We start from the raw sequence: 21,719 nt of genomic DNA, 5'->3' as shown, positions 1-21,719 counted from the left end.
GAGCGCGTTCACCGCGTTGGGCCAGACTGTCCCCACGAGTGGCGTGAGGCGCCCGGTTCCCCTTGGGACCGGCCGCCGCAGGGACGGGCGTTCTGCGCGATGGGGGGACCGCCCGGTCAGGGACGAGGGCTGCGGCCGGGCAGGGCTCTCCTGCGCGCCGGGTTCGCCCTGGGCCTATGCGCGGCGGCCTCCGCCGCGGAGGCCGCGCGACTCGTCTCCGCCAAGGGCGCCCAATCGGACGGCTTCGGTCGCATCGTCCTGACCTTCGACGGGCCGGTCGCGGTCAAGGCCCGCCTGTCGGGCGCCATCCTCGTGCTCGGCTTCGGCGAGGCCGTCTCTCCGGGGCCGGAGCGGATCGCCGCGGGCCTGCCGGACTACGTCTCGGTGGTGCGCCGCGACCCCGACGGCTCGGCCCTGCGGCTCGCCCTCCAGCGGCCCTTCCGCATCAATGTGCAGGAGGCCGGCGAGCAGATCTTCGTGGATCTGCTGCCCGAGACCTGGAGCGGCTTCCCGCCGCCCCTGCCCGCCGAAGTGGTGGCGGAGCTGGCCCGCCGTGCCGCCGCCGCCGAGGCCATCCTCAAGGCCCGCAACCCGGCCCCGCCGCCCCGGCCGCTCGCCCTCGAACTCGCCCGCAACGACGTGCGCACCCGGCTCAGCCTGCGCCTTCCGGAGGGCTCGGAGGCCGCCTTCGCGCCGAACGGGCCGGGCACGCGCCTGACGCTGCCGGGCGCTTGGCGCATCGACGACCACTCTCTACGCGGACGCCTCGATCCGGGGGTGGGACGGGTCGAGATCGAGACGGATGCCGGCGAAGCGCGGATCGTCGCGACGCCGGCCGAAGGCGTGACGCTCTCCACCGCCCGCGACGACGACATCCTGACGATCGATTTCCTGGCCAAGCCTCCCAAATCCGCCGAGGCGTCCGCGCCGCCGGCGAGCGCGGCCCACGAGCCTGCAAAAGAAGCGTCCAAGGAGCCACCGAAAGCAGTCGCACAGCCGCCGGCCGCGGAGGCAGCGGCCCGTCGCGCCGAGATCGCGCCGCGCAAGGCGGGTTCGGGGCTCGTCTTCCCGTTCTCCAAGCGCGTGCCCGCGGCCCTGTTCGAGCGAGGCGGCATCGTCACCCTGGTCTTCGCCACGACCGATCCGGTCGCCGTGCCGTCGCCCGGCGCGACCGGCCTCGTTCCCCTCGGACCCGTGGCCCGCAGCGGCGGCCTGAGCGTCCTGCGCTTCCGGCCGCCCCTGGGCCGCCTCGTCGATCTCGTGCCGGTGACCGAACCCGCCGGCTGGGAGCTGGTGGCGGGTGACGGTCTCGCGCCGAGCGAGAGCCTGATCGCACAGCGCGTGGCGGGAACACCGGGGCGCGTCGGCATCGGTCTGCGTCTGCCCGAGCCCGGCCCGGCGGGCTGGCTCGACCTCGACGGCGAGCGCATCGCCGTCGTCACCAGCGAGGGCCGCCGCCCTGCGGGCGTCGCCAAGGCGCAGCGCTTCGTCGATTTCGAGCTGATCCCGAGCCGGCTCGGCCTCGCGGTGCTCGCTCTCGCCGACGACCTCACCGTCCGGCCCGATCTCGACGGCGTCGCCGTCGGCCGGGAAGGCAACCGGGAGACCGGGCTTGCCGTCTCGGGCGTCTCCCGCCCCGCCGACCCACCCGTCGGAGCCGTCGGCGAACTCGTGATCGACCGCGACGCCTGGGAGAACGCGCAGCGCGGCGACGTGCGCGCGATGCTGCGGGACGGTCTCACGGCCGCCGTCGACGCCCACCGCCGCGACCGGGGCGCCGCCCGCCTCACCCTCGCCCGCGCCCTGATGGCCAACGACCTCGATGTGGAGGCTCTGGGTGCCCTCGGAGCGGCCGCCGCCGAGGACGTCGTGATCGACGGCGACCGCCAGACGGTGCTCCTGCGCGGAATCCTGCTGATCCGGATCGGTCGCGCGGAGGAAGCGCGCAAGCTCCTCGCCGACGAGCGGCTGTCGACCAGTCCGGAAGCCCGGCTCTGGCGCGGCCTCGCGGACGCGGCGACCGGCCGATGGAGTGAGGCGGCGGCGGCTCTGCGGGCCGGCGAATCGGTTCTGGAGCGCTATCCCGAGCCGCTGGCCTCTCTGTTTCACGCCGCCGCCGCCGAGGCCGCGGTCGAGACGGGGGATTGGGAAGCGGTGGGTCGGGCCTCGACCGCGGCCTCGCGGGCGGCGAACGAGTACACCCGGGACCGGCTGACGCTGCTGCGGGCGAAGGTGGACGAGGCGACGGGGCGTGGCGAGGCGGCGCTCTCGGCCTACGAGACCCTGCGCCAGCAGGCGCCATGGCCGCTTGCGGCGGAGGCGACCCTGCGGGCGACGACCCTCGGCCGCACGCTCGGCAAGGTGGCACTGCCCCATGCCATCGACCGGCTCGAGATCCTGGGGCTGACCTGGCATGGCGGCCCGACCGAGATCGGAATGCTGGGGGCGCTCGGCGGGCTCTACGAGGAGGCCGGCCGCTGGCGCAAGGTCTTCCTGACGGCGCGCCGCGCCAACGCGTTCAGCCCCGAGGCGCAGACGACGCGGGCGCTGCACGAGCGGGCGCAGGCCCTGTTCGAAGACCTGTTCCTCGGCGCACGGGGCGAGGCCCTGGGCGGCGTCGAGGCGCTGGCGCTCTACTTCGATTTCAAGGACTTCGCGCCGGCCGGCCGGCGCGCCGACGAGATCGTGCGGCGTCTGGCCGATCGCCTCGTCGCCCTCGACTTGCTCGATTCCGCCGACGAACTGCTGCAATACCAGATCGAGCGGCGCCTGGAAGGTGCGGCGCGCGCCTCGGTCTCGGCGCGGCTGGCAACGATCCGCCTCATGGAAGGCAAGGCGCTTCAGGCCCTTCAGACCCTCGACGCGACCCATCTGCCGGAACTGCCGGAGGACGTGCGCCGCGCCCGCGCCCTGCTGCGTGCCCGGGCCCTGTCGGATCTCTCGCGCACCGATCTCGCCCTGGAGACGGTCGAGGGGGAAACGGGCACGGACGCCGAGCGGCTGCGGGCCGACATCCTCTGGGCGGCCCGGCGCTGGCGCGAGGCGGGAGAGGCCCACGAGACCATCCTCGGTCCCGCTTGGCGCTCCGGAAAGCCGCTCGACGACGCCGCGCGGGCGGACGTGATTCGGGCCGGACTCGCCTACGGATTGGCGGGGGAGACCCTCGGTCTCGAGCGCCTCAAGGCGAAGTTCGCGGGGCTCATGGCCGAGAGCGCGGATGCCCGCACCTTCGCCATGCTGACGCGGCCGGACGCCGCCCGCACCGCCGCTTTCCGCGATGCGGCCCTGCGGGCAACCAAGGCGGAGACGTTGGCAGCCTTCCTCGCGGAGTACCGCAAGCGATACCCCGACACTGCCGTGCCCGAGCGCGGCAGCGAGGCCCCGGGGAACCGGGCGGAGGCGCCGTCGCCGCCCCCGCCGGGCTGAGGCTCAGTAGGCCGTGCCGCGACCGCGCTGCGCGTCGACGCTCCAGGGGCCGGGGCCGGCGCAGGCGATGTAGAGGAAGACGAAGCAGAACAGGATCGCCGCGTCGCCGCCGTTGAGGGCCGGGAAGAAGCTCTTCGGCGCGTGGGCGATGAAGTAAGCGAACGCCATCTGACCCGACAGGACGAAGGCCACCGGGCGGCTGAACAGGCCGACGAGCAGAAGCGCTCCTCCGACGAGTTCGAGCATGCCGGCAATGCCGGAGAGCGAGAGAAGCGGCGGGTTCATCGCGCTGGGGGGAAAGCCCAGGATCTTCTGCGTGCCGTGCGCCATGAAGACCAGCGCGGAGACGATCCGCAGCACGCTCAACATCCTCGGCGCCCACTGGGCGGTCACGGTCGTCAGATTCATGTCTCGACTTTCCTCGGAAGGGTCGGGCCGCAACCACGATTCGTGGCGGCCGGCGATCACCCTCCGTAGCTCTGAATCAGGGAGCCCGCCACGAGGGTCCAGCCGTCCACGAGCACGAAGAAGATCAGCTTGAACGGCAGCGCCACCGTCGCGGGCGGCAGCATCATCATGCCCATCGCCATCAGCACCGACGCGACCACGAGGTCGATGATGAGGAAGGGGATGAAGAGCAGGAAGCCGATCTCGAAGGCGCGGCGCAATTCCGAGATCATGAAGGCGGGCGTGACGATCTCGAGGCCGATGGCTTCGGGGCCGGCGGGGACGGACTGGCGCGACATGTCGAGGAAGAGCTTCAGATCCTTCTCCCGCACGTTGCGCAACATGAAGGTCTTGAAGGGGGCCGACGCCCGCTCGAAGGCCTGGGACTGGGTGATCTGCCCCGCCACCAGCGGCTCGACCCCGGCCTGGTAAGCCTCGCGGGCGGTAGGCGCCATGACGAAGGCGGTGAGGAACAGGGCGAGGCTTACCATCACCGTGTTGGGCGGCGCGGTCTGCGTGCCGAGCGCCGAACGCAGGATCGAGAGCACCACGACGATCCGGGTGAAGGAGGTCGCCATCACCAGCACGGAGGGCGCCAGAGCCAGGACGGTGATCAGCGCGACGAGCTGGAGCGCGCGCTCGGTGGTGCCGCCGGCACCGAGATCGAGGGTGACGCTCTGGGCAAAAGCCGCCCCCGTCCCGCCAACGATCAGCAGAGCAGCCAAAAGGCCGGCCAGGAAACCAGCAGGAAGCGCAGTTCGGAGCGAGCGGCGGGGCGGGGAGGGGGTCATCGCGGGCCGCACCCTGCGGCGCGGGCGCCCGTTCGACAAGCGGCGGGAAGACACGCCGCCCCGGCAACCGCGCGCGGCGATCAATCGTCGCCGACGACGCCGGCCTCGTCCTGGGCCTGAAGCACGGCGGGGCGGGGCATCGAGATGATGTTGTAGCCCGAATCCACGAAGTGGATCTCGCCGGTCACGCCGCTCGACAGGTCGGAGAGCAGGTAGAGAGCCGAGTTGCCGACATCCTCCAGCGTCACCGTGCGGCGCAAGGGGGCGTGGGCCTTCTGGTGATTGTACATCAGCCGTGCGTCGGCGATGCCGGCGCCGGCCAGCGTCCGCATCGGGCCCGCCGAGAGCGCGTTCACGCGGATGCCGTCCGGGCCGAGATCCGTCGCGAGGTACCGGACGGAGGCTTCCAGCGCCGCTTTGGCCACGCCCATCACGTTGTAGTTCGGCATGACCCGGGTCGAGCCCGCATAGGTCAGGGTCAGGAGCGAGCCGCCCCGCGGCATCCGGGCGGCGGCGCGCTGGGCCAGTTCGGTGAAGGAGAAGCAGGAGATCGTCATGGTGCGCGAGAAGTTCGCGCGGGTCGTCACGTCGACGTAACGGCCCTTCAGCTGCGCCTTGTCCGAGAAGCCGATGGCGTGGACGATGAAGTCGATGCCGTCGGGAAAACGCTGGTCGAGTGCATCGAACACGGCATCGACCGTGGCGAGATCTTCCACGTCGCAGGGCAGCACGATGTCGGAACCGACGGAGGCGGCGAGCGGCGTGACACGACGGCCCAGTGCCTCGCCCTGATAGGTGAAGGCGAGTTCGGCCCCGTGCTGGTGCAGGGTCTTGGCGATGCCCCACGCGATCGAATGATCGTTGGCGACCCCCATGATGAGGCCGCGCCTGCCCGCCATCAAACCCGTCATTCGCTCACAATCCGTCCGCGTTCGGCCCGGCGCCGCATTTCCTCTTCCGAGGCTTAGCCCGTCCGGCGCGGGCCTGTCCACGCGTGGGGCAACAATCCGAGTTCGGCGCGAAAGCGCCCCGGCGCCGAAGCAGCGGGGCTGAGGCGGTCATCCTGCGGCGTGCGGTCAGAAGTAGCCGCGGGTGCCGGATTGGGCGTCGTCGATCAGCTTCTGCTTCGCGCGTACGGCCAGACTGGCCGCAAGGGCCAGGCCGCACACGATGAACAAAGCGAGGATGACGATCATGGTTCGACCTGCCTAACGAAGCAGGAACGCCGACGCAACGGTCATGTTCCTGCGATCGGTCAGACTAAGTGTCGCCCTATGCTTTCGCCTCGTCTTCGCAACTGCGAGAACAGCCCATCCGCGCCGCGGAGAAGTGGGTACCGAAGGGGTCGGTCAGGCGTCGGGATGCTTCAACACGAGCGTCGCGTTCGTGCCGCCGAAGCCGAACGAGTTCGACATCACGTGGCCGAGTTGCGCCCCGTCGCGGCGCTGGCGCAGGATCGGCATGTCGGCGAAGGCCGGATCGAGCTCGTCGATATGCGCGCTCTCGCAGATGAAGCCGTTGTTCATCATCAGGAGCGCGTAGATCGCCTCCTGCACGCCCGTGGCGCCCAGCGAATGCCCGGTCAGGGACTTGGTGGCCGAAATCGGCGGACAGGCATCACCGGCGCCGAACACCTCGCGGATCGCCTCGATCTCCTTGTCGTCGCCCACGGGCGTCGAGGTGGCGTGCGGGTTGATGTAGTCAATCTTGACGCCCTTCAGGTCCTCCATGGCCTGGCGCATGCAGCGCACCGCACCCTCGCCGGAGGGGGCGACCATGTCGTGCCCGTCGGAGGTGGCGCCGTAGCCGGCGACCTCGCCGTAGATCCTGGCGCCGCGGGCCTTGGCGTGCTCGTACTCCTCGAGCACCAGGACGCCCGCGCCGCCGGCGATCACGAAGCCGTCGCGGTTCACGTCGTAGGCGCGCGAGGCACGGGAGGGCGTCTCGTTGTAACGCGAGGACATCGCGCCCATGGCGTCGAACAGGACGGAGAGGGTCCAGTCCAGCTCCTCGCATCCACCCGCGAAGATGACGTCCTGACGGCCGCCGCGGATGATCTCGGCGGCGTTGCCGATGCAGTGATTCGAGGTCGCGCAGGCCGAGGAGATCGAATAGTTCACGCCGCGGATCTTGAACCACGTGGCGAGCGTCGCGGAGGCGGTCGAGGACATCGCCTTCGGCACGGCGAAGGGTCCGACCCGCTTCGGCCCCTTCTCGCGGGCGATGGCCGCGGATTCGACGATGGTACGGGTCGAGGGACCGCCCGAACCCATGATGATGCCGGTGCGATCGTTGGAGACGTCCCGCTCCTCCAGCCCCGCATCGCGGATCGCCTGATCCATCGCGATGTGGTTCCAGGCCGTCCCGCCACCGTGGAAGCGCATGGCGCGCCGGTCCACGACCCCATCGGGATCGATCGTCGGTGCGCCCGCGACCTGGCTGCGGAAGCCGTGCGCGGCCTGCGCCTCGGCACGCGTGATGCCCGAACGGGCCTCGCGCAGGGAGGCCAGAACCTCCTGAGTGTTGTTGCCGATGGACGAGACGATGCCCATCCCGGTGATGACGACACGCCGCATGATGGCTCAAGCTGCTTGCGCCGCGGCTTCCGCGGCGTTTCTTCGGGGGTCAGTTAGGATGATGCGCGCCCAATCTCAACCGCGCACGGGCGCTCTTTCGCTCCGGACGGGCTCGATCGCCGCGCGTAATCGGCGCCCGGCCGGGGCTCAGGAGCGGAAGAGGGCCACCCGCAGGTCGCTCGCCTCGTAGATCCGCCGGCCGTCGGCCTCGAGCCAGCCATCGGCGATGCCGAGCACGAGCTTGCCCTGGCGCACGCGCTTGATGTCGATGCCGTAGACCACCTGCTTGACGCTCGGCAGCACCTGATCGGTGAACTTCACCTCGCCGACGCCCAGCGCCCGGCCGCGGCCCTGCGAACCGAGCCAGCCGAGATGGAAGCCGACAAGCTGCCAGAGCGCGTCGAGGCCGAGGCAGCCGGGCATCACCGGATCGCCCTTGAAGTGGCAGGGGAAGAACCAGAGGTCGGGCCGGATATCGAACTCGGCCAGCACGTGACCCTTACCGTGGGCGCCGCCCTCGGTCCCGATCGAGGTGATCCGGTCGAACATCAGCATCGGCGGCAGCGGGAGCTGCGCGTTGCCGGCCCCGAACAGCTCACCGCGCCCGCAGGCCAGGAGATCCTCGTAGGAGAAGCTCGAAGCGCGCTGCGGAGAAGCGCCGTCGGATTGCTGGTCGAGAGAAGCCATGGATGACGTACGGGTCCTCGGTGACGGACGGGTCCGACGGAACAGGGCGGTCGGAGGGTAAAGGAATGGGCGCCTCGTAGCACAGGCTTGCCGCGCCCACAAAGCGGACTCGGAACGATGCGGCCCTCGGCAATCACGGCCGTACGCACGCATTGCGCGTCCAGCCGGCCCGCGAGCCATGCGTCCTCCACGCATCAAACCCGAGCTTGGGCTCGTACGGGTTGCCGCAGGCGCTGCGCGGCCGTATACTTTGCTAGCTTTAGTCATTCTAAATTAGCGGGAATCCTTCCCAGCCATGTCCGATCTGACGCCTCTTCAGGCCGTGCTCAACGCACGCTCGATCTCGCCGGCCGACGCGGTCAGCGGCCGTCGGGGCTGTCCGCTCTCCGACCTGCGCGACCGTCTGCGCCGGGCGGGCCTGCGGCCGACCCGGCAGCGCCTTTCGCTCGGCTGGCTCCTGTTCGGCCGCGGCGACCGCCACCTGACCGCGGAAATGCTCTACGACGAGGCGATGCGGGCCAAGGTCCCTGTATCCCTGGCGACCGTCTACAACACGCTTCACCAGTTCACCGAGGCGGGCCTGCTGCGCCAACTCGCCCTCGATGGATCGAAGGCCTATTTCGACACCAATCCGAGTGAGCACCACCATTTCTTCCTGGAGGAGGAGGGTGAGGTGCTCGACATGCCGGAATGCGGCATCTCGGTCGATTCGCTTCCCGAGGCGCCCGAGGGCATGGAGATCGCCGGCGTCGAGGTGATCGTTCGTCTGCGCCGTCGCGCCACGTCCGGCCGCGCCTGATTCGGCTTCGCGCCGATTCCGAACGAGAAAGGGCCCGGTTTTTCCGGGCCCTTTCTGGTTTCTACTCCACCCGCTCGTTCGGGTAGACGCCCCAGAGCCGGCTCTGGCGGATGTAGCCGTCCACGTCGCCCCTCTTGTCGGGGAGCGGCACGACGAGCCGGCACCACGTGCCGCCGCAACTCTTCACGCTGCCGATGACGCCGGGCTGCAGCCGGGCTTCCTCGGCCGATTGCTCGTCGGCGGCCGCCGTGAGCGGCACCGTGGACTTGGCTGAATCGGCGCGCTCGCCGGAGGGCGGGATCACGACGGCGGTGCGGCGTCCCGACAGCAGGTTGTGAAGAACCCAGCCCTCGGTGCCTTCCGAATCGCGGATGCGCCGCCAGGTTTCGAACTCGGCAACGATCTCGACCGGAAGGCCGGCCCGCTGGAACACCCAGAGGGTACGGTGATCCTTCGAGGGGCCCTCGCGCAGGTTCACGCGGTTGCTCTTCAGGCTGGCGTAGCGCGGCAGCGGCAGCTTGGTGACGGGCCCCTTGCCGACCTCGGATTCGGCGGGCGGAGCCGCCTCTGCGGTCAGCGGCACCAGCAGGGCGAACAACGCTGCGAGCAACGCGAGGCGGGTGGGGTTCACCAGGGGCAGGTTAGGCGGGCGCATGGTCCCTCGTCTCCGATCCGTGGCTTCGGGAAAGTCTTGTCCGCCGTCCGGGACGGCGGAGGAAAAGCGTGTTCAGGCGGCGTCGTCCGGCCGGGACCGGCGACGGCCGTCTTCGGCCGCCCTGGATTTGCCGCCGGGGCGACGGCGTTCCGGGCGGGACGGGCGGGGTGGGCCGCATTGTGTTCCCCGACCTCTCTGGTAGAGAGGCCGGATGTCCTGCGGCGTGGCCGGGAGCCCGGTCCGCCTCCGCCCCTTCTGGCCGCAACGTGGTTAAGGGAGCGTAAGCCGGCGGGCGGGCAACCGCACCGGAGCCCGGGTTCGGGGCAGGAACGAAACGCGGGACGGCCTCGCCGGGAGGAAACATGTCGTCGTTGAAGCGCAAGCCGTTGGTGGTCGTCACCCGGCGTCTGCCGGACGCGGTCGAGACGCGCATGCGCGAGCTGTTCGACACGCGCCTCAACCACGACGATGCACCGCTCTCGCAGGAGGCCCTGGCCGCCGCGTTCCGCGAGGCCGACGTGGTGGTCCCGACCGTGACCGACGAGATCAGCGCCGGTCTCCTCGCGCAGGCGGGTCCGAACCTCCGGCTCATTGCCAATTTCGGCAACGGTGTGGACCATATCGACGTCGCCGCCGCCCTGGAGCGGGGCATCACCGTCACCAACACGCCCGGCGTGCTGACCGAAGACACCGCCGACATGACCATGGCGCTGATCCTGGCCGTCGCCCGCCGGATCGCCGAGGGCGCGCGCATCATCCCCGAGGACGACTGGACGACCGGTTGGTCGCCGACCTGGATGCTGGGCCGCCGCATCACCGGGAAGCGCCTCGGCATCGTCGGCATGGGCCGCATCGGTCAGGCGCTCGCTCGCCGCGCCAAGGCCTTCGGCCTGTCGATCCACTATCACAACCGCCGCCGAGTGCCCTCCTCGATCGAGGAATCGCTCGACGCGACCTACTGGGAATCCCTCGACCAGATGCTGGCGCGGGTCGACATCGTTTCCGTGAACTGCCCGCATACGCCCGCGACCTACCACCTGCTTTCCGCCCGCCGCCTCAAGCTGCTCAAGCCGGAATCGATCGTCGTCAACACCGCTCGCGGCGAGGTCATCGACGAGAACGCCCTGGCGCGGCTCATCGAGGCCGGCGAAATTTCGGCGGCAGGCCTCGACGTCTTCGAGCAGGAGCCGGCGGTGAGCCCGCGTCTCGTGCGGTTGGCACGCACCGGCAAGGTGGTGCTGCTGCCGCATATGGGTTCGGCCACGCACGAGAGCCGCACCGACATGGGCGAGAAGGTCATCATCAACATCAAGACCTTCATGGACGGCCACCGCCCGCCGGATCGAATCCTGCCCAGCATGCTCTGACACGAATCGGCCGCCGAGCGACGGCGGCCATGCCTGCTCATCCGGGAGCGGTGCGCCGCCGGGTTGCCTCGTTGGAGCTCGCTACGGCGCCGCGTTCTCCGTCATCGCGAGCCCTAGCATAGCGATTCAGGCAGCACGGACGCGAGCCTTTCCAGCCTGACGTGACGCAACGTGCGAGGTGTACCTCGTCCGCCTGATCCGTCCTCAGCCCAGCATCGACGGCGCGCGATCCATCCCGATCGCCGCTCGCGCGCGCGCGGAATCCACATCCATCTGCGCGACGAGCGTCTCGGCGCTCGAAAACCTTTCCTCGCCGCGCAGGTAGGCCAGCAATTCGACCGCCACCTCCTGGCCGTAGAGGTCGCTCGAGAAGTCGAACAGGTGCACTTCGAGGAGTGGCGCCCCGTCGTCGAAGGTCGGGCGGCGGCCGTAGCTCGCCACGCCATCGTGCAGGCTGCCGTCGGGCAGGCGCACCCGCACCGCGTAGATGCCGTGCGCCAGCCCGCAGGCGTCGAGGGCGAGGTTGGCGGTCGGGTAGCCGAGGGTGCGTCCGCGCTTGTCCCCGTGGCGCACCTGCGCCAGCACGAACCAGCGGTAACCGAGCAGTGCGTTGGCCCGTGCCACGTCGCCCGCCGCCAGCGCCGCCCGGATCGCGCTCGAGGAGATCGGCGCGTCGCCGGGCTCCGCCGAAACCGCCGGAACGATGCGGCAACCAAGCCCCGCCTGCGCGCAGAGATCGGCCAGCACGCCCGGCGAGCCCTCGCGGCCGCGGCCGAAATGGAAATCGTGGCCGATCACCACGCCGGACAGGCCGAGATCGTCGCGAAGGCAGCCCTCCACGAAGTCCCGGGCGCTGGTGCCGGCAAGCACGCGATCGAACCGGCGCACGATCAGCCCGTCGAGACCGAGCCGCGCGAACACGATTTCCTTGGCCCGCGGGCCGGTGAGGCGGAACATCGGCTGATCGGGTGCGAAAAAGGCGCGCGGATGCGGCTCGAAGGTCAGCACGGCGGCGGGATGCGTGCCCGCCTCCCGGCGCACGGCCTCGATCAGCGCGCGGTGGCCGCGATGCACACCATCAAAATTGCCCAGGGCCGCGACGGCGCCCGCCAGGAGAGCCGGCACCGCGTCGTCCTCGCGGCAGATCGCGAACGGCCTGCGCCCGGCTGCGGCATCGGTCCGCTCGGGCGGCGCGGCGTACTCATCGCCTGACGGCATCGGCTCCTGCGATCGGATCACTGCAAGGCTTGAAGGGGCAGGGTGGGTGCGTCCGCTGCCGGCGCGCGGGCGGAGAGGTGCCGCGCGGGCGGAGACTTGGCGAAATCGGCTTGCCCGGTCAAGCGACGGGCCCGGCCAGCGCGCACGTCACGGTTTTCGCGGCCGGCGCGATTAACCGCTTCGCAAGTCGCTCCGAACTATGGTCCCGGGGACGGAAGGCAGCGCCGTCCTCGCTCGCCCACGCGACCGCGCTCGCGTCAGAGGATGGTGCGCCCCCAGCACCGACCAGGGACAACCGGAGCTCGTTTCACATGGCCCTCGACCTCAGCATGCCTATCCTGGTGGTCGATGACTACCAAACCATGGTGCGCATCATCCGCAACCTCCTCAAGCAGCTCGGCTTCGAGGATGTGGACGATGCCTCCGACGGAACGGCGGCGCTCGCTCGCCTCAAGGGCCGCAAGTACGGCCTCGTCATCTCCGACTGGAACATGGAGCCGATGACGGGCTACGAGTTGCTGCGCCACGTGCGCGCCGACGAGGGCCTGCGCACCACGCCGTTCATCATGGTCACCGCCGAGTCGAAGACCGAGAACGTCATCGCCGCCAAGAAGGCCGGCGTGAACAACTACATCGTCAAGCCGTTCAACGCCGCGACGCTGAAGTCGAAGATCGAGGCCGTCTGCGGAGCCTGACCTCCGCCTCGCCTCCGGTGCGGCCGCCCGAACCGGGCGGCCCTCCGCCGGGGCAAGCGCGGAACGCGGCACCGCAAGCCCGAGACACGAAAGATCCCTCGAGAGATCATCCATGAGATCGACGGCATCGGCACGCGACGCCCGGTCGCAGACCTCCAACCCTTCGGTGATGGTCAAGGAACTCCTCGACATCGCCGACTACATCTCGAACCTGCGGGACGCGATCGCGCTGCTGCGGGCCAACGAGCTGACCCGCGACCGCCTGCCGATGGTCCACGAGGAGCTGAGCGAGGTGGTCGCGGCGACCGCCGGCGCGACCGACTCGATCATGGGTGCGGCCGAGACCATCCTCGGCCTGCCCGACGGCCCGGGGTACCGCGCGGCGGTGGAAGCCAGGATCTACGACATCTTCGAGGCCTGCGCCTTCCAGGACATCACGGGCCAGCGCATCGGCAAGGTCGCGGAAGCGATGAGCCAGCTCGAAGGCCGGCTGGCGCGGTTCAGCTCCGCCGTGAAGGCCCGCGACGCCAGCGGCATCGACGAGTTGGAGGTCGATCGCCGGACGCGCAACGAGTCGCTCCTGCTCAACGGCCCGCAAAAGGGCGGCCCCGCCACGGCGCAGGACGCGATCGACGCCCTCTTCGCCTGAGGCCCCGCTTACGGCCAAGCTGCCGCCTTCCCGCCATCGGGCGTACGAAAAGCCGTCACTCTCCTCCCCGAAGAAGGAGCCGGGATCCCGAGAATGGATCTCGCAGGGGCTGGACCATGGCGAGCATCGATCTGCCGCCGGATCGCACATCCGGCGACGCCCTCGACCGCGCCCATGCGCAGGGGCGGCTTCATCATTCCATCGCGACGACGCTTCTCGTGATCGCCGCCGCCCGCGTCGAGCGCGAGGCGCCGCCGGTCCACGCGGCGCGCCGACGTCTGGCCCAGGTCTACGGCGCAACCCGGTTGCGGCGGCGCTTGGAGCGAGAGGCGGCCAAAGCCTGAAGCGAAGGCCTGAGCGGCCCTCGTCTCAACCCGCCCGGCGCAGGAAATCCCGGAAGGGGCGGCGCTGCGGCGGCGGGCTCGGCGGCGGATCGGGCGAGGGCGGCAGCGGCGGCGCGGTATCGGTCGGGGCGGACAGCACCTCGGACCGCACGGCGCGGGGCGGCGCGAAGATCGCGCCCTGGGCGAGCGGCACGTCGAGATCGATCAGGTCGGGCACCTCCGATTCCGTCTCGACGCCGGTCGCCACGAGCCGGATACCGGCCCGGGCGAGGGAGGAGACCAGATCCTCCAGGGCGATGTCCGGCATCGCCGTGCGGTCGAGCGGTCGCAGCAGCATCGCCGCCGTCACCTTTACCTGGGCGATGCCGCGCTCGGCCAGGGCGGTCGGATCGAAGCGCAGGTCGATCGGCCGATCCATCACGAACCCGATCCGCCCGCGAAGGCCCGCCAGCAGGGAGGCCTGCTCGGCGTCGAGGTTGCGCCAGCTCACCTGCGGCAGGGCGATCACCACCCGGCCGGCGAGTTCCGGTCCTTCGCTGACGAGGCGCCCGAGGGAGCGCAGGAAGCCCGGCTCGTAGAGCGAGTGCGGCGTCAGGCTGTAGCTGACCGCGGCGGGGCTGCCGCGCCCCTGGAGATGACGCGCGATGGTGGCGACGCGCTGGAGCATGCGCCGGTCGAGCGCGGTGGTCCGGCCGTGCCGCTCCAGCACGGGCAGGAAGCTCTCGGGGGCCAGCACCGCCTCGCCGATCTTGAGCCGCGCCAGTGCCTCGTAGGCCACGACCTTGCGCTGCGGCAGGGTCACCACCGGCTGCAGGTAGACTTCGAGGCCTTCGCCATCGAAGGCGTCGATCAGGGAGCGCTCGTCGCCGATGCCGAGAAGCGGGTCGGGCGCGCGGGTGGCGGGCGGGGACGTGCGCGGCACGAGCCGCATGGGCGGTGCCACGGGCTCGGGATTCGGAAGAACGGAGGCGGCCGGCAGCGGCACCGGCTGGATCGTCTCGGTGACGGCCTCTGGCATAGTCTGGGTCTGCCGCACCGGCGCCGGGGCGGGGCGGGGCGCCTTCAGGCCGGCGATGTCCGCATCCTGCGCGGCCACCACGGCTGCCAGTTCCCGCACGATGCCGCTGAGGATGCCGATCTCCGCCGTCACCTCCTCGATGCCCGCGTTCAGCCGCGCGTCGAGCGCTTCGAGAGCTAGAGCAGCGGAAGGGGCGGGCGGCTCGGCCTGACCGCGCCCCTGGACCAGGGCTGCCGCAACGGCTTCGAGCTTCACGAGGCGCTGGGAGATCACGCCGATCTCCCGGGAAGCGACCTCCTGGGCGGCGGCGATGGCCGACAGACGGCGCCAGAGCAGCAAGCCCCCGGTGATCGCGAGGCATGAGACGGCGACCGCCGCTGCGAGCGGCGCGACGAGGGCCAGCGGAACGAGGATCAAGATGCCGATGAGGCCGAGGATCCACGGGGTGCCGCGCGGGCGGATCGTTCGGGCTTTCGGTGTCTTCACCGGCGATCGACGCGTTTCTTTCTGGCGGCCGAGGCCGGGTTTCCGTCGCACGAAGCGGGAGTGCACCCGCGGAGCGTGTGGCGATAACGCGCCGGGCGCCATTCGGTGACGCCTTCGGCTCGTCGTAACCATAATGTCGCCGAGCCGGCTCTCCGCCGCAAGCCGGTGGCCCGCTTTCTCCCCGTGCATTCCGTCTCCGAAAGACTGCGCCCCGAGGCCGCCTTGCCGGCGGCCCGCCCGGAGCCAGATGCCACGCGACCGAAGAGCAGGAGGTGCCGCGATGGACCAGAGTCCGATCGAACTGACGATGCGCGTGGACGGGATGACCTGCCAGGGGTGCGCGGAGGCCGTGCGCCGCACGATCCGCCGTCTTGACCCGGATGCGGAGGTCGCGGTCGATGTCGAGCACGGCCGCGTTACCGCAACCACCCGCGCGCAGAGCCTCGACGTGGCCCAGGCGCTCACCAAGGCGGGCTACACCGCCAGCGCGATGACCGGCTGATCCGCTCCGTCGGAGGATCGAGCGCCCTTCGTCCTCTGAAAAACTTCACGGTGCGGATCAAAAAAATCCGAGAGGCAATTCCCCTGCATTTCGCTCACAATGCGAAGATCGGTGAATCGTGGCCGGACCTATACGCTGAGGCGCCCAACGCCGAAGCGGGAGGCTCGGCTCGCAAGTGAGCCTGCCCGGCGCGACGACGGCCGGGCCCGGTTCGCTGGCCGTGCGACGGGCCCAGAGCCCGTGTGACAAGAAACGACGGTGAGAGAAATGCCCTCAGACATCGAGATTGCCCGCGCGGCGACGCTGAAGCCCATCGCCGAAGTCGCCGAGAAGCTCGGCATCCCCGATGAGGCCCTGCACAATTACGGCAAGCACATCGCCAAGATCGACCACGACTTCATCCGATCGCTGGAGGGCAAGCCGGAGGGCAAGCTGGTGCTCGTCACCGCGATCTCGCCGACGCCCGCGGGCGAGGGCAAGACCACGACGACGGTCGGCCTCGGCGATGCGCTCAACCGCATCGGCCAGCGGGCCGTGATGTGCCTGCGCGAGCCCTCGCTCGGCCCCTGCTTCGGCATGAAGGGCGGCGCGGCCGGCGGCGGCAAGGCGCAGGTCGTGCCGATGGAGCAGATCAACCTGCACTTCACCGGCGACTTCCATGCCATCACCTCGGCGCACTCGCTGGCCGCCGCCCTGATCGACAACCACGTCTACTGGGCCAACGAACTGAACATCGACGTGCGCCGCATCCACTGGCGCCGTGTGGTCGACATGAACGACCGGGCGCTTCGCGCCATCAACCAGTCGCTCGGCGGCGTCGCCAACGGGTTCCCGCGCGAGGACGGGTTCGACATCACCGTCGCCTCCGAAGTGATGGCGGTGTTCTGCCTCGCCAGGGATCTGGCCGACCTCGAAGAGCGCCTCGGCCGCATCGTCATCGCCGAGACCCGCGACCGCAAGCCGGTGACGCTGGCCGACGTGAAGGCCACCGGCGCCATGACCGTCCTGCTCAAGGACGCGCTGCAGCCGAACCTCGTGCAGACGCTGGAGGGCAACCCCGCCCTGATCCATGGCGGTCCCTTCGCCAACATCGCCCACGGCTGCAACTCGGTGATCGCCACCCAGACCGGCCTGCGGCTCGCCGACTACGTGGTGACGGAAGCCGGCTTCGGCGCCGATCTCGGCGCGGAGAAGTTCATCGACATCAAGTGCCGCCAGACCGGCCTCAAGCCTTCGGCGGTGGTGATCGTCGCCACGATCCGCGCCCTCAAGATGCATGGCGGCGTCAACAAGAAGGATCTGGCCGGCGAGAATCTCGGCGCGCTGGAGAAGGGTTTCGCTAATCTCGAGCGCCACGTGAAGAACGTGCGGAGCTTCGGCCTGCCGGTGGTGGTGGGCGTGAACCACTTCTTCCAGGATACGGACGCCGAGCACGCCAAGTTGAAGGAGCTGTGCCGCGACCGTCTTCAGGTCGAGGCCATCACCTGCAAGCACTGGGCCGACGGCGGCGCGGGCGCCGAGGAGCTGGCCCAGGCCGTGGTCAAGCTCGCCGAGGGCGAGCAGAAGCCGCTGACCTTCGCATACGAGACCGAGACGAAGCTCACCGACAAGATCAAGGCGATCGCGACCAAGCTCTACGGCGCGGCCGACATCCAGATCGAGTCGAAGGCGGCCACCAAGCTCGCCGGCTTCGAGAAGGACGGCTACGGCCACCTGCCGATCTGCATGGCCAAGACGCAATACTCGTTCTCGACCGACCCGACCCTGATCGGCGCGCCGTCCGGCCATCTCGTCTCGGTGCGCGACGTGCGCCTTTCGGCGGGCGCCGGCTTCGTCGTGGCGATCTGCGGTGAGATCATGACCATGCCGGGCCTGCCCAAGGTGCCGGCGGCGGACACGATCCGGCTCGACGCGAACGGTCAGATCGACGGACTGTTCTAAGCGGTTTCCCTGAGACGGGGTGGCGCTGGCAGAGGTCTCTTGAGACGTCTCGGCATCATCCCGGCTCGGCTTCGAGGGAGAGGAGCAGCGATAGGGTTTCGTCGCTCTCTTCGTCCTCGTGAGGGGAGCCGGAGCAAACCAGGCTGCGGCCTTTTCAGGAAAAGCGCGACACCCGCCCATGCGGTCGCGATCTAAATGGATGCTGCGGAAACCCGAGTTCCGTCGGTTCCACGTCGCAAGCACGGCGTCGGCATTTCGTGGCATACGCTGTTGTTTAGAGTGCATTTCCACACGGCATTTTCGCCGATGGGCCGTTTGGATGATAAAAATGAAGACGCCCGGGATGATGGCGCGTCGGCAATCGTGCGCAGAGCCTCAACAGCTTAAGCGCTGGTTGTAGTTTGTCGTATTCAGCACAGCTGCGGTCAAGATCGTCGAGTGCACTTGGTTCCCCGCATCGGATGCTGCGTTCGGCCGCGGCTGACGCATCGGTTTCCGCCCTATCTGCGGACCCAGATCCCCCGCATCCACGGTCCCAGATGAGCATCTTTCGCAAGCCGGCCGACATGGCCGCCTCCGGCATGGGCGCAGCCGTCCACGCTCTCACCGCAGGCTTCGACACCCTGACCGGCCTCGTCGCCCGGATGAACGGGCGGGTCGAGGCGCATCTTCGCGACCGGACCACGCTGCTCCGGGCTCATCACGCGCGGCAGTCGAACCGTGAATCCCGCCCGCTGCCGGTCCTCGACGGTCCGATCGACCTGTCGCTGCGCGGCGGCATCAAGAATGCCGCCTGACCCGCTCCAGTGAGGCGCTCTCTACGCCGCCAGTCCCCGCTTCTTCAGCAACGGCTCGATGCTCGGCAGGCGTCCCCGGAAGGCGGTGTAGGCCTCGCGCGCGTCGCGCAGGTTGCCCGCGCCGTAGATCATCCGGCGCAGGCGCTGCGCCGTCTCCGGGTGGAATATGTCGCCCGCCTCGCGGAAGGCGTCGAAGGCGTCGGCGTCGAGCACTTCCGACCAGAGATAGCTGTAATAGCCGGCGGCGTAGCCGTCGCCCGAGAAGATGTGCGCGAAATGCGGCGCGCGGTGACGCGCCGCGATCTCCGCCGGCATGGCGATGCGCCGCAGCGCGTCCGCCTCGAAAGCGACGACGTCGAGCCCGTCCTCGCCGGCCGCCGAAAGGTGCAGCGTCATGTCGACGATGGCGGAGGCCGCGTACTCAACGGTGGCGAAGCCCTGGTTGAAGTTCGCGGCGGCCAGCAGGCGCTCAAGGAGCGCGGCCGGCATCGGCTCGCCGGTCGTCACGTGGCGGGCATGGGCGCGCAGCACCTCCGGCTGCTGCAGCCAGTGCTCGTAGAGCTGGGAGGGCAACTCGACGAAGTCCCGCGAGACCGCGGTGCCCGAGAGCAGCGGGTAGGTCACGTCGGAGAGAAGCCCGTGCAGGGCGTGGCCGAACTCGTGGAACAGGGTGCGTGCGTCGTCGAAGGAGAGAAGCGTCGGCTCGCCCCGCGGGGCGCGGGCGAAGTTCATGACGTTGACGATGATCGGCCGGATCTCGCCGTTCAGCCGCTCCTGCGAGCGGAAGGCACTCATCCAGGCGCCGGAGCGCTTCGAGGGCCGGGCGAAGTAGTCACCGAGGAACAGGCCGATCTCCGAGCCGTCGGCGTCGCGCACGATCCAGCTCCGCACGTCCGGATGATAGCGCGGAACGTCCGCGACCTCCTCGAAGCGCAGCCCGAACAGGCGCGAGGCGGTGTCGAAGGCGGCCTCGATCATGCCTTTGAGCTGCAGATACGGCTTGATCTCGGATTCGTCGAGGTCGTGCTCGGCCCTCCGGAGCTTCTCCGAGTAGTGGCGCCAGTCGTGGGCTTCGAGGGCGAAGTCGTGGCCCTCCGCCCGCACCAGCGTCTGAAGCGCCTCGCGTTCAGCGGCCGCACGCTGGAGCGCCGGCTTCCAGACGTTGCGCAGAAGCTCCATCGCCGCGTCGGGCGAGCCGGCCATGGCATCGTCGAGCTTGAGGTGTGCAAAGCTCTCGAAGCCGAGCAGCCGCGCCCGCTCGGCCCGCAGCCGCACGATCTCGGAGACGATGGCGCGGTTGTCGCTCTCGTCCCCGTTCTCGCCGCGCCGGATCCAGGCCTGATAGGCCCGCTCGCGCAGGTCCCGCCGGGTCGAGAAGACGAGGAACGGCTCGATCAGCGAGCGCGACAGGGTGATGACGTGGCCGTGCCCGTCTCCCCGCTCCGCGGCCGCTCCGGCGGCGGCGTCGCGCAGGAAGGGCGGCAGGCCGGCCAGATCGTCCTCACGCGCCAACGGCAGCACGAAGCCGCGCTCATCGGCGAGCACGTTCTGGCTGAACTGCGTGCCGAGTTCGGCGAGCCGGGTCGCAATCTCGGCAAGGCGGGCTTTCGCCTCCGGCGCGAGGTCGGCGCCGGCCCGGCGGAAGCGGCTGCGGTAACGGTCGAGCACCCGCCGCTCCTCGGCGCCCAGGTCTTCCGCGTCGATGGCCGAGAGCCGGGACCAGAGCTGTGGGTTCAGGGTGATGGCGCTCCCGTGGCGGGCGAGCTGCGGTGCCACCGCCCGCTCGATCGCCTGCAATTCGGGGCTGGTATCGCTGCCGGTCAGGTTGAAGAACACGTTGGCGACCCGGTCGAGCGCCTGCCCCGCGCGCTCCATCGCCGCCACGGTGTTGGCGAAGCTCGGTGCCTCGGCATTTCCGGCGATCGAAGCGATCTCCGCCTCGTGCGTCTTCAGGGCGGAGGCGAAGGCCGGCACGTAGTGCTCGGGCCGGATTGCCTCGAAGGGCGGCAGGCCGAAGGGCGTCGACCACGCGGGCGCGTCGAAGGGGTTCGCCGCCGGGCCGGCGGCGCGGGACGGTTCGTAGAGGTCGCGTGCGGTGTCGGCGGTCATGCGGTGCCTTCGGCCTGCGTCGTGCAATCGAGGCTGAACATAGGTTTGCGGGCCGGGCGGCGCAAAGTGACGGAATGCGCGGTGCGAATGGCGCGCCGGGATTTTGCCCGGCGTTGCCCCCGCGTACTTGCCCGACGGGCCCGCGCGGCGGAAGACGGGGCGGGACTCGGGCCATAGCCGAGCAAGCGAGGATCATCGCGGCATGTCGCCTCTCAGCCTCGCCCGCCTGCTCGGTGTCGGGATCGGCCTCGCGCTCGTCCAGGCCGGAGCGGAGCCGGCCAAGTCGCCGCCGGCCGCGACCGTGCCGTTGCCGCCCCCGGCTCCGCCCGCGCGTCCCAACGACCTCGTTGCTCCCGCTCCGCAAGTGACGCCGCTGCCGCCGGAGCGCCCGCCGGAATTGGCCGGCGGTTCGGACGCGAAGGCCGTGGCGCCGCCCAAAGAGGCGCCCTCGGAAGCGCCGAAGCAGGCGCCCAAGGATGCCTCCGACCAGAATGCGAAGGAGGCGAAGGACGCGCCCGCCGCCCAGCCGGAGACGCCCCTGCCGCCGGCGCGTCCGCCGGAGCTGTCGGGAGAGGCGGCGCTCGCGCTGAAGGTATCCGCCCCGGACGACACCGCCTGCTTGCGGCGCCTGGAGCGGCTCGGGGCGCGCTTCGAGGCGATGGCCGCCCTCGGCAACGGCCAGTGCAGCGCCCCGCGCCCCCTGAGCGTCACGGCCCTCGCGGACGGTGTGGCGCTCGAGCCCGCCGCCACGCTGAGTTGCCGGGCGGCGGAGGCCCTGGCCCGTTGGACGACGGAGGTGCAGGTCGCCGCGCGGGAGACGTTCGACGACGGCCTCAAGAGCCTGAACCTGGGCGGCACCTATGTCTGCCGCGGTCAGAACCACGACACGGACGCGAAGCTCAGCGAGCACAGTTTCGCCAACGCCATCGACGTGATGGGCTACGGCTTTGCCAAGCGCGCCGGCCTCAAGGTCACCGCTTCGCCCGCCGGCAGCCCGGAGGCCGCCTTCCTGGATAGGGTGCGGGCCAGCGCCTGCGGCTTCTTCCGCACCGTGCTGGGACCCGGCAGCGACGCGGCGCACGGCAACCACCTCCATCTCGATCTGCGCGAGCGCAACGCCGGTCACCGACTCTGTCAATGATCGGGCCGGGATCGGGCCGGAAGCCGTTCCCGCGCCTTCGCAAAAAGCGCTCTCATGGAGGAACGGCGGCC

Annotated in this window: 19 protein-coding genes; 10 read left to right on the top strand and 9 right to left on the bottom strand. The window is 70.2% G+C overall.

Annotated elements, in window-relative coordinates; all coding sequences use genetic code 11:
• Positions 1–99: 99 nt before the first annotated feature.
• Positions 100–3,426 (top strand): hypothetical protein, encoded by a 3,327-nt coding sequence (locus BY998_RS13210; RefSeq protein WP_110352086.1) that lies wholly within the window; start codon positions 100–102, stop codon positions 3,424–3,426.
• Between the two features lie 3 nt (positions 3,427–3,429).
• On the opposite strand, the gene BY998_RS13205 is transcribed toward BY998_RS13210, so the two are convergent.
• The 5 genes from BY998_RS13205 to fabA all read right to left on the bottom strand — a co-directional run bounded on the left by BY998_RS13205 (position 3,430) and on the right by fabA (position 7,927).
• Positions 3,430–3,834, bottom strand: coding sequence for a DoxX family protein (locus BY998_RS13205; protein ID WP_110352085.1), 405 nt, complete (start codon positions 3,832–3,834; stop codon positions 3,430–3,432).
• A 56-nt stretch (positions 3,835–3,890) separates the two neighbouring features.
• Positions 3,891–4,664 carry a flagellar type III secretion system pore protein FliP gene (gene fliP, locus BY998_RS13200; RefSeq protein WP_110352084.1) on the bottom strand — a complete coding sequence of 258 codons (774 nt, stop codon included), beginning with the start codon at positions 4,662–4,664 and terminating at the stop codon, positions 3,891–3,893.
• A gap of 80 nt (positions 4,665–4,744) precedes the next feature.
• Positions 4,745–5,575: an enoyl-ACP reductase FabI gene (gene fabI, locus BY998_RS13195; RefSeq protein WP_110352083.1), complete on the bottom strand. Its 831-nt coding sequence runs from the start codon at positions 5,573–5,575 to the stop codon at positions 4,745–4,747.
• 438 nt (positions 5,576–6,013) lie between these two features.
• Positions 6,014–7,240 (bottom strand): beta-ketoacyl-ACP synthase I, encoded by a 1,227-nt coding sequence (gene fabB, locus BY998_RS13190; RefSeq protein ID WP_110352082.1) that lies wholly within the window; start codon positions 7,238–7,240, stop codon positions 6,014–6,016.
• A 147-nt stretch (positions 7,241–7,387) separates the two neighbouring features.
• Positions 7,388–7,927, bottom strand: a complete 540-nt coding sequence (fabA, locus tag BY998_RS13185; RefSeq protein WP_110352081.1) for a 3-hydroxyacyl-[acyl-carrier-protein] dehydratase FabA — start codon at positions 7,925–7,927, stop codon at positions 7,388–7,390.
• A gap of 295 nt (positions 7,928–8,222) precedes the next feature.
• Between fabA and irr the strand changes: the two genes are divergently transcribed.
• Positions 8,223–8,726 (top strand): Fur family transcriptional regulator Irr, encoded by a 504-nt coding sequence (gene irr / locus BY998_RS13180; RefSeq protein ID WP_110352080.1) that lies wholly within the window; start codon positions 8,223–8,225, stop codon positions 8,724–8,726.
• A gap of 61 nt (positions 8,727–8,787) precedes the next feature.
• On the opposite strand, the gene BY998_RS13175 is transcribed toward irr, so the two are convergent.
• On the bottom strand, positions 8,788–9,381 hold the full coding sequence (locus BY998_RS13175) for an SH3 domain-containing protein (RefSeq protein ID WP_110352079.1): 594 nt from the start codon (positions 9,379–9,381) through the stop codon (positions 8,788–8,790).
• A 362-nt stretch (positions 9,382–9,743) separates the two neighbouring features.
• On the opposite strand from BY998_RS13175, the gene BY998_RS13170 reads away from it, so the two are divergent.
• Positions 9,744–10,748 carry a D-glycerate dehydrogenase gene (locus tag BY998_RS13170; RefSeq protein ID WP_110352078.1) on the top strand — a complete coding sequence of 335 codons (1,005 nt, stop codon included), beginning with the start codon at positions 9,744–9,746 and terminating at the stop codon, positions 10,746–10,748.
• 204 nt (positions 10,749–10,952) lie between these two features.
• On the opposite strand, the gene BY998_RS13165 is transcribed toward BY998_RS13170, so the two are convergent.
• Positions 10,953–11,966, bottom strand: a complete 1,014-nt coding sequence (locus BY998_RS13165; RefSeq protein ID WP_110352077.1) for a bifunctional riboflavin kinase/FAD synthetase — start codon at positions 11,964–11,966, stop codon at positions 10,953–10,955.
• A gap of 311 nt (positions 11,967–12,277) precedes the next feature.
• Here BY998_RS13165 and BY998_RS13160 point away from each other — a divergent pair, with 311 nt between their 5' ends.
• From BY998_RS13160 to BY998_RS13150, 3 genes are all read left to right on the top strand, one after another.
• The gene (locus BY998_RS13160; RefSeq protein WP_003604011.1) at positions 12,278–12,661 is read left to right on the top strand and encodes a response regulator; all 384 of its coding nucleotides are present in this window, start codon (positions 12,278–12,280) and stop codon (positions 12,659–12,661) included.
• A gap of 112 nt (positions 12,662–12,773) precedes the next feature.
• Positions 12,774–13,310 (top strand): protein phosphatase CheZ, encoded by a 537-nt coding sequence (locus BY998_RS13155; protein WP_181425513.1) that lies wholly within the window; start codon positions 12,774–12,776, stop codon positions 13,308–13,310.
• Between the two features lie 116 nt (positions 13,311–13,426).
• On the top strand, positions 13,427–13,654 hold the full coding sequence (locus tag BY998_RS13150; protein WP_110352076.1) for a hypothetical protein: 228 nt from the start codon (positions 13,427–13,429) through the stop codon (positions 13,652–13,654).
• 25 nt (positions 13,655–13,679) lie between these two features.
• On the opposite strand, the gene BY998_RS13145 is transcribed toward BY998_RS13150, so the two are convergent.
• Positions 13,680–15,158 carry an EAL domain-containing protein gene (locus BY998_RS13145; protein WP_110352075.1) on the bottom strand — a complete coding sequence of 493 codons (1,479 nt, stop codon included), beginning with the start codon at positions 15,156–15,158 and terminating at the stop codon, positions 13,680–13,682.
• A gap of 280 nt (positions 15,159–15,438) precedes the next feature.
• On the opposite strand from BY998_RS13145, the gene BY998_RS13140 reads away from it, so the two are divergent.
• The 3 genes from BY998_RS13140 (at position 15,439) to BY998_RS13130 (ending at position 18,398) form a co-directional block, all read left to right on the top strand.
• The gene (locus BY998_RS13140) at positions 15,439–15,660 is read left to right on the top strand and encodes a heavy-metal-associated domain-containing protein (protein WP_110352074.1); all 222 of its coding nucleotides are present in this window, start codon (positions 15,439–15,441) and stop codon (positions 15,658–15,660) included.
• 267 nt (positions 15,661–15,927) lie between these two features.
• Positions 15,928–17,601, top strand: a complete 1,674-nt coding sequence (locus BY998_RS13135; RefSeq protein ID WP_110352073.1) for a formate--tetrahydrofolate ligase — start codon at positions 15,928–15,930, stop codon at positions 17,599–17,601.
• A 539-nt stretch (positions 17,602–18,140) separates the two neighbouring features.
• On the top strand, positions 18,141–18,398 hold the full coding sequence (locus BY998_RS13130; protein ID WP_110352072.1) for a hypothetical protein: 258 nt from the start codon (positions 18,141–18,143) through the stop codon (positions 18,396–18,398).
• A gap of 21 nt (positions 18,399–18,419) precedes the next feature.
• Here the strand turns inward: BY998_RS13130 and BY998_RS13125 are convergent, their stop codons facing one another.
• The gene (locus BY998_RS13125; protein ID WP_110352071.1) at positions 18,420–20,507 is read right to left on the bottom strand and encodes a M3 family metallopeptidase; all 2,088 of its coding nucleotides are present in this window, start codon (positions 20,505–20,507) and stop codon (positions 18,420–18,422) included.
• A 202-nt stretch (positions 20,508–20,709) separates the two neighbouring features.
• On the opposite strand from BY998_RS13125, the gene BY998_RS13120 reads away from it, so the two are divergent.
• The gene (locus BY998_RS13120) at positions 20,710–21,648 is read left to right on the top strand and encodes an extensin family protein (protein ID WP_110352070.1); all 939 of its coding nucleotides are present in this window, start codon (positions 20,710–20,712) and stop codon (positions 21,646–21,648) included.
• Positions 21,649–21,719 lie beyond the last annotated feature (71 nt).

Origin of the sequence: Methylobacterium sp. B4, assembly GCF_003201865.1 — a bacterium.
Lineage (GTDB): Bacteria > Pseudomonadota > Alphaproteobacteria > Rhizobiales > Beijerinckiaceae > Methylobacterium.
This window is presented reverse-complemented; position numbering and strand designations above follow the sequence as displayed.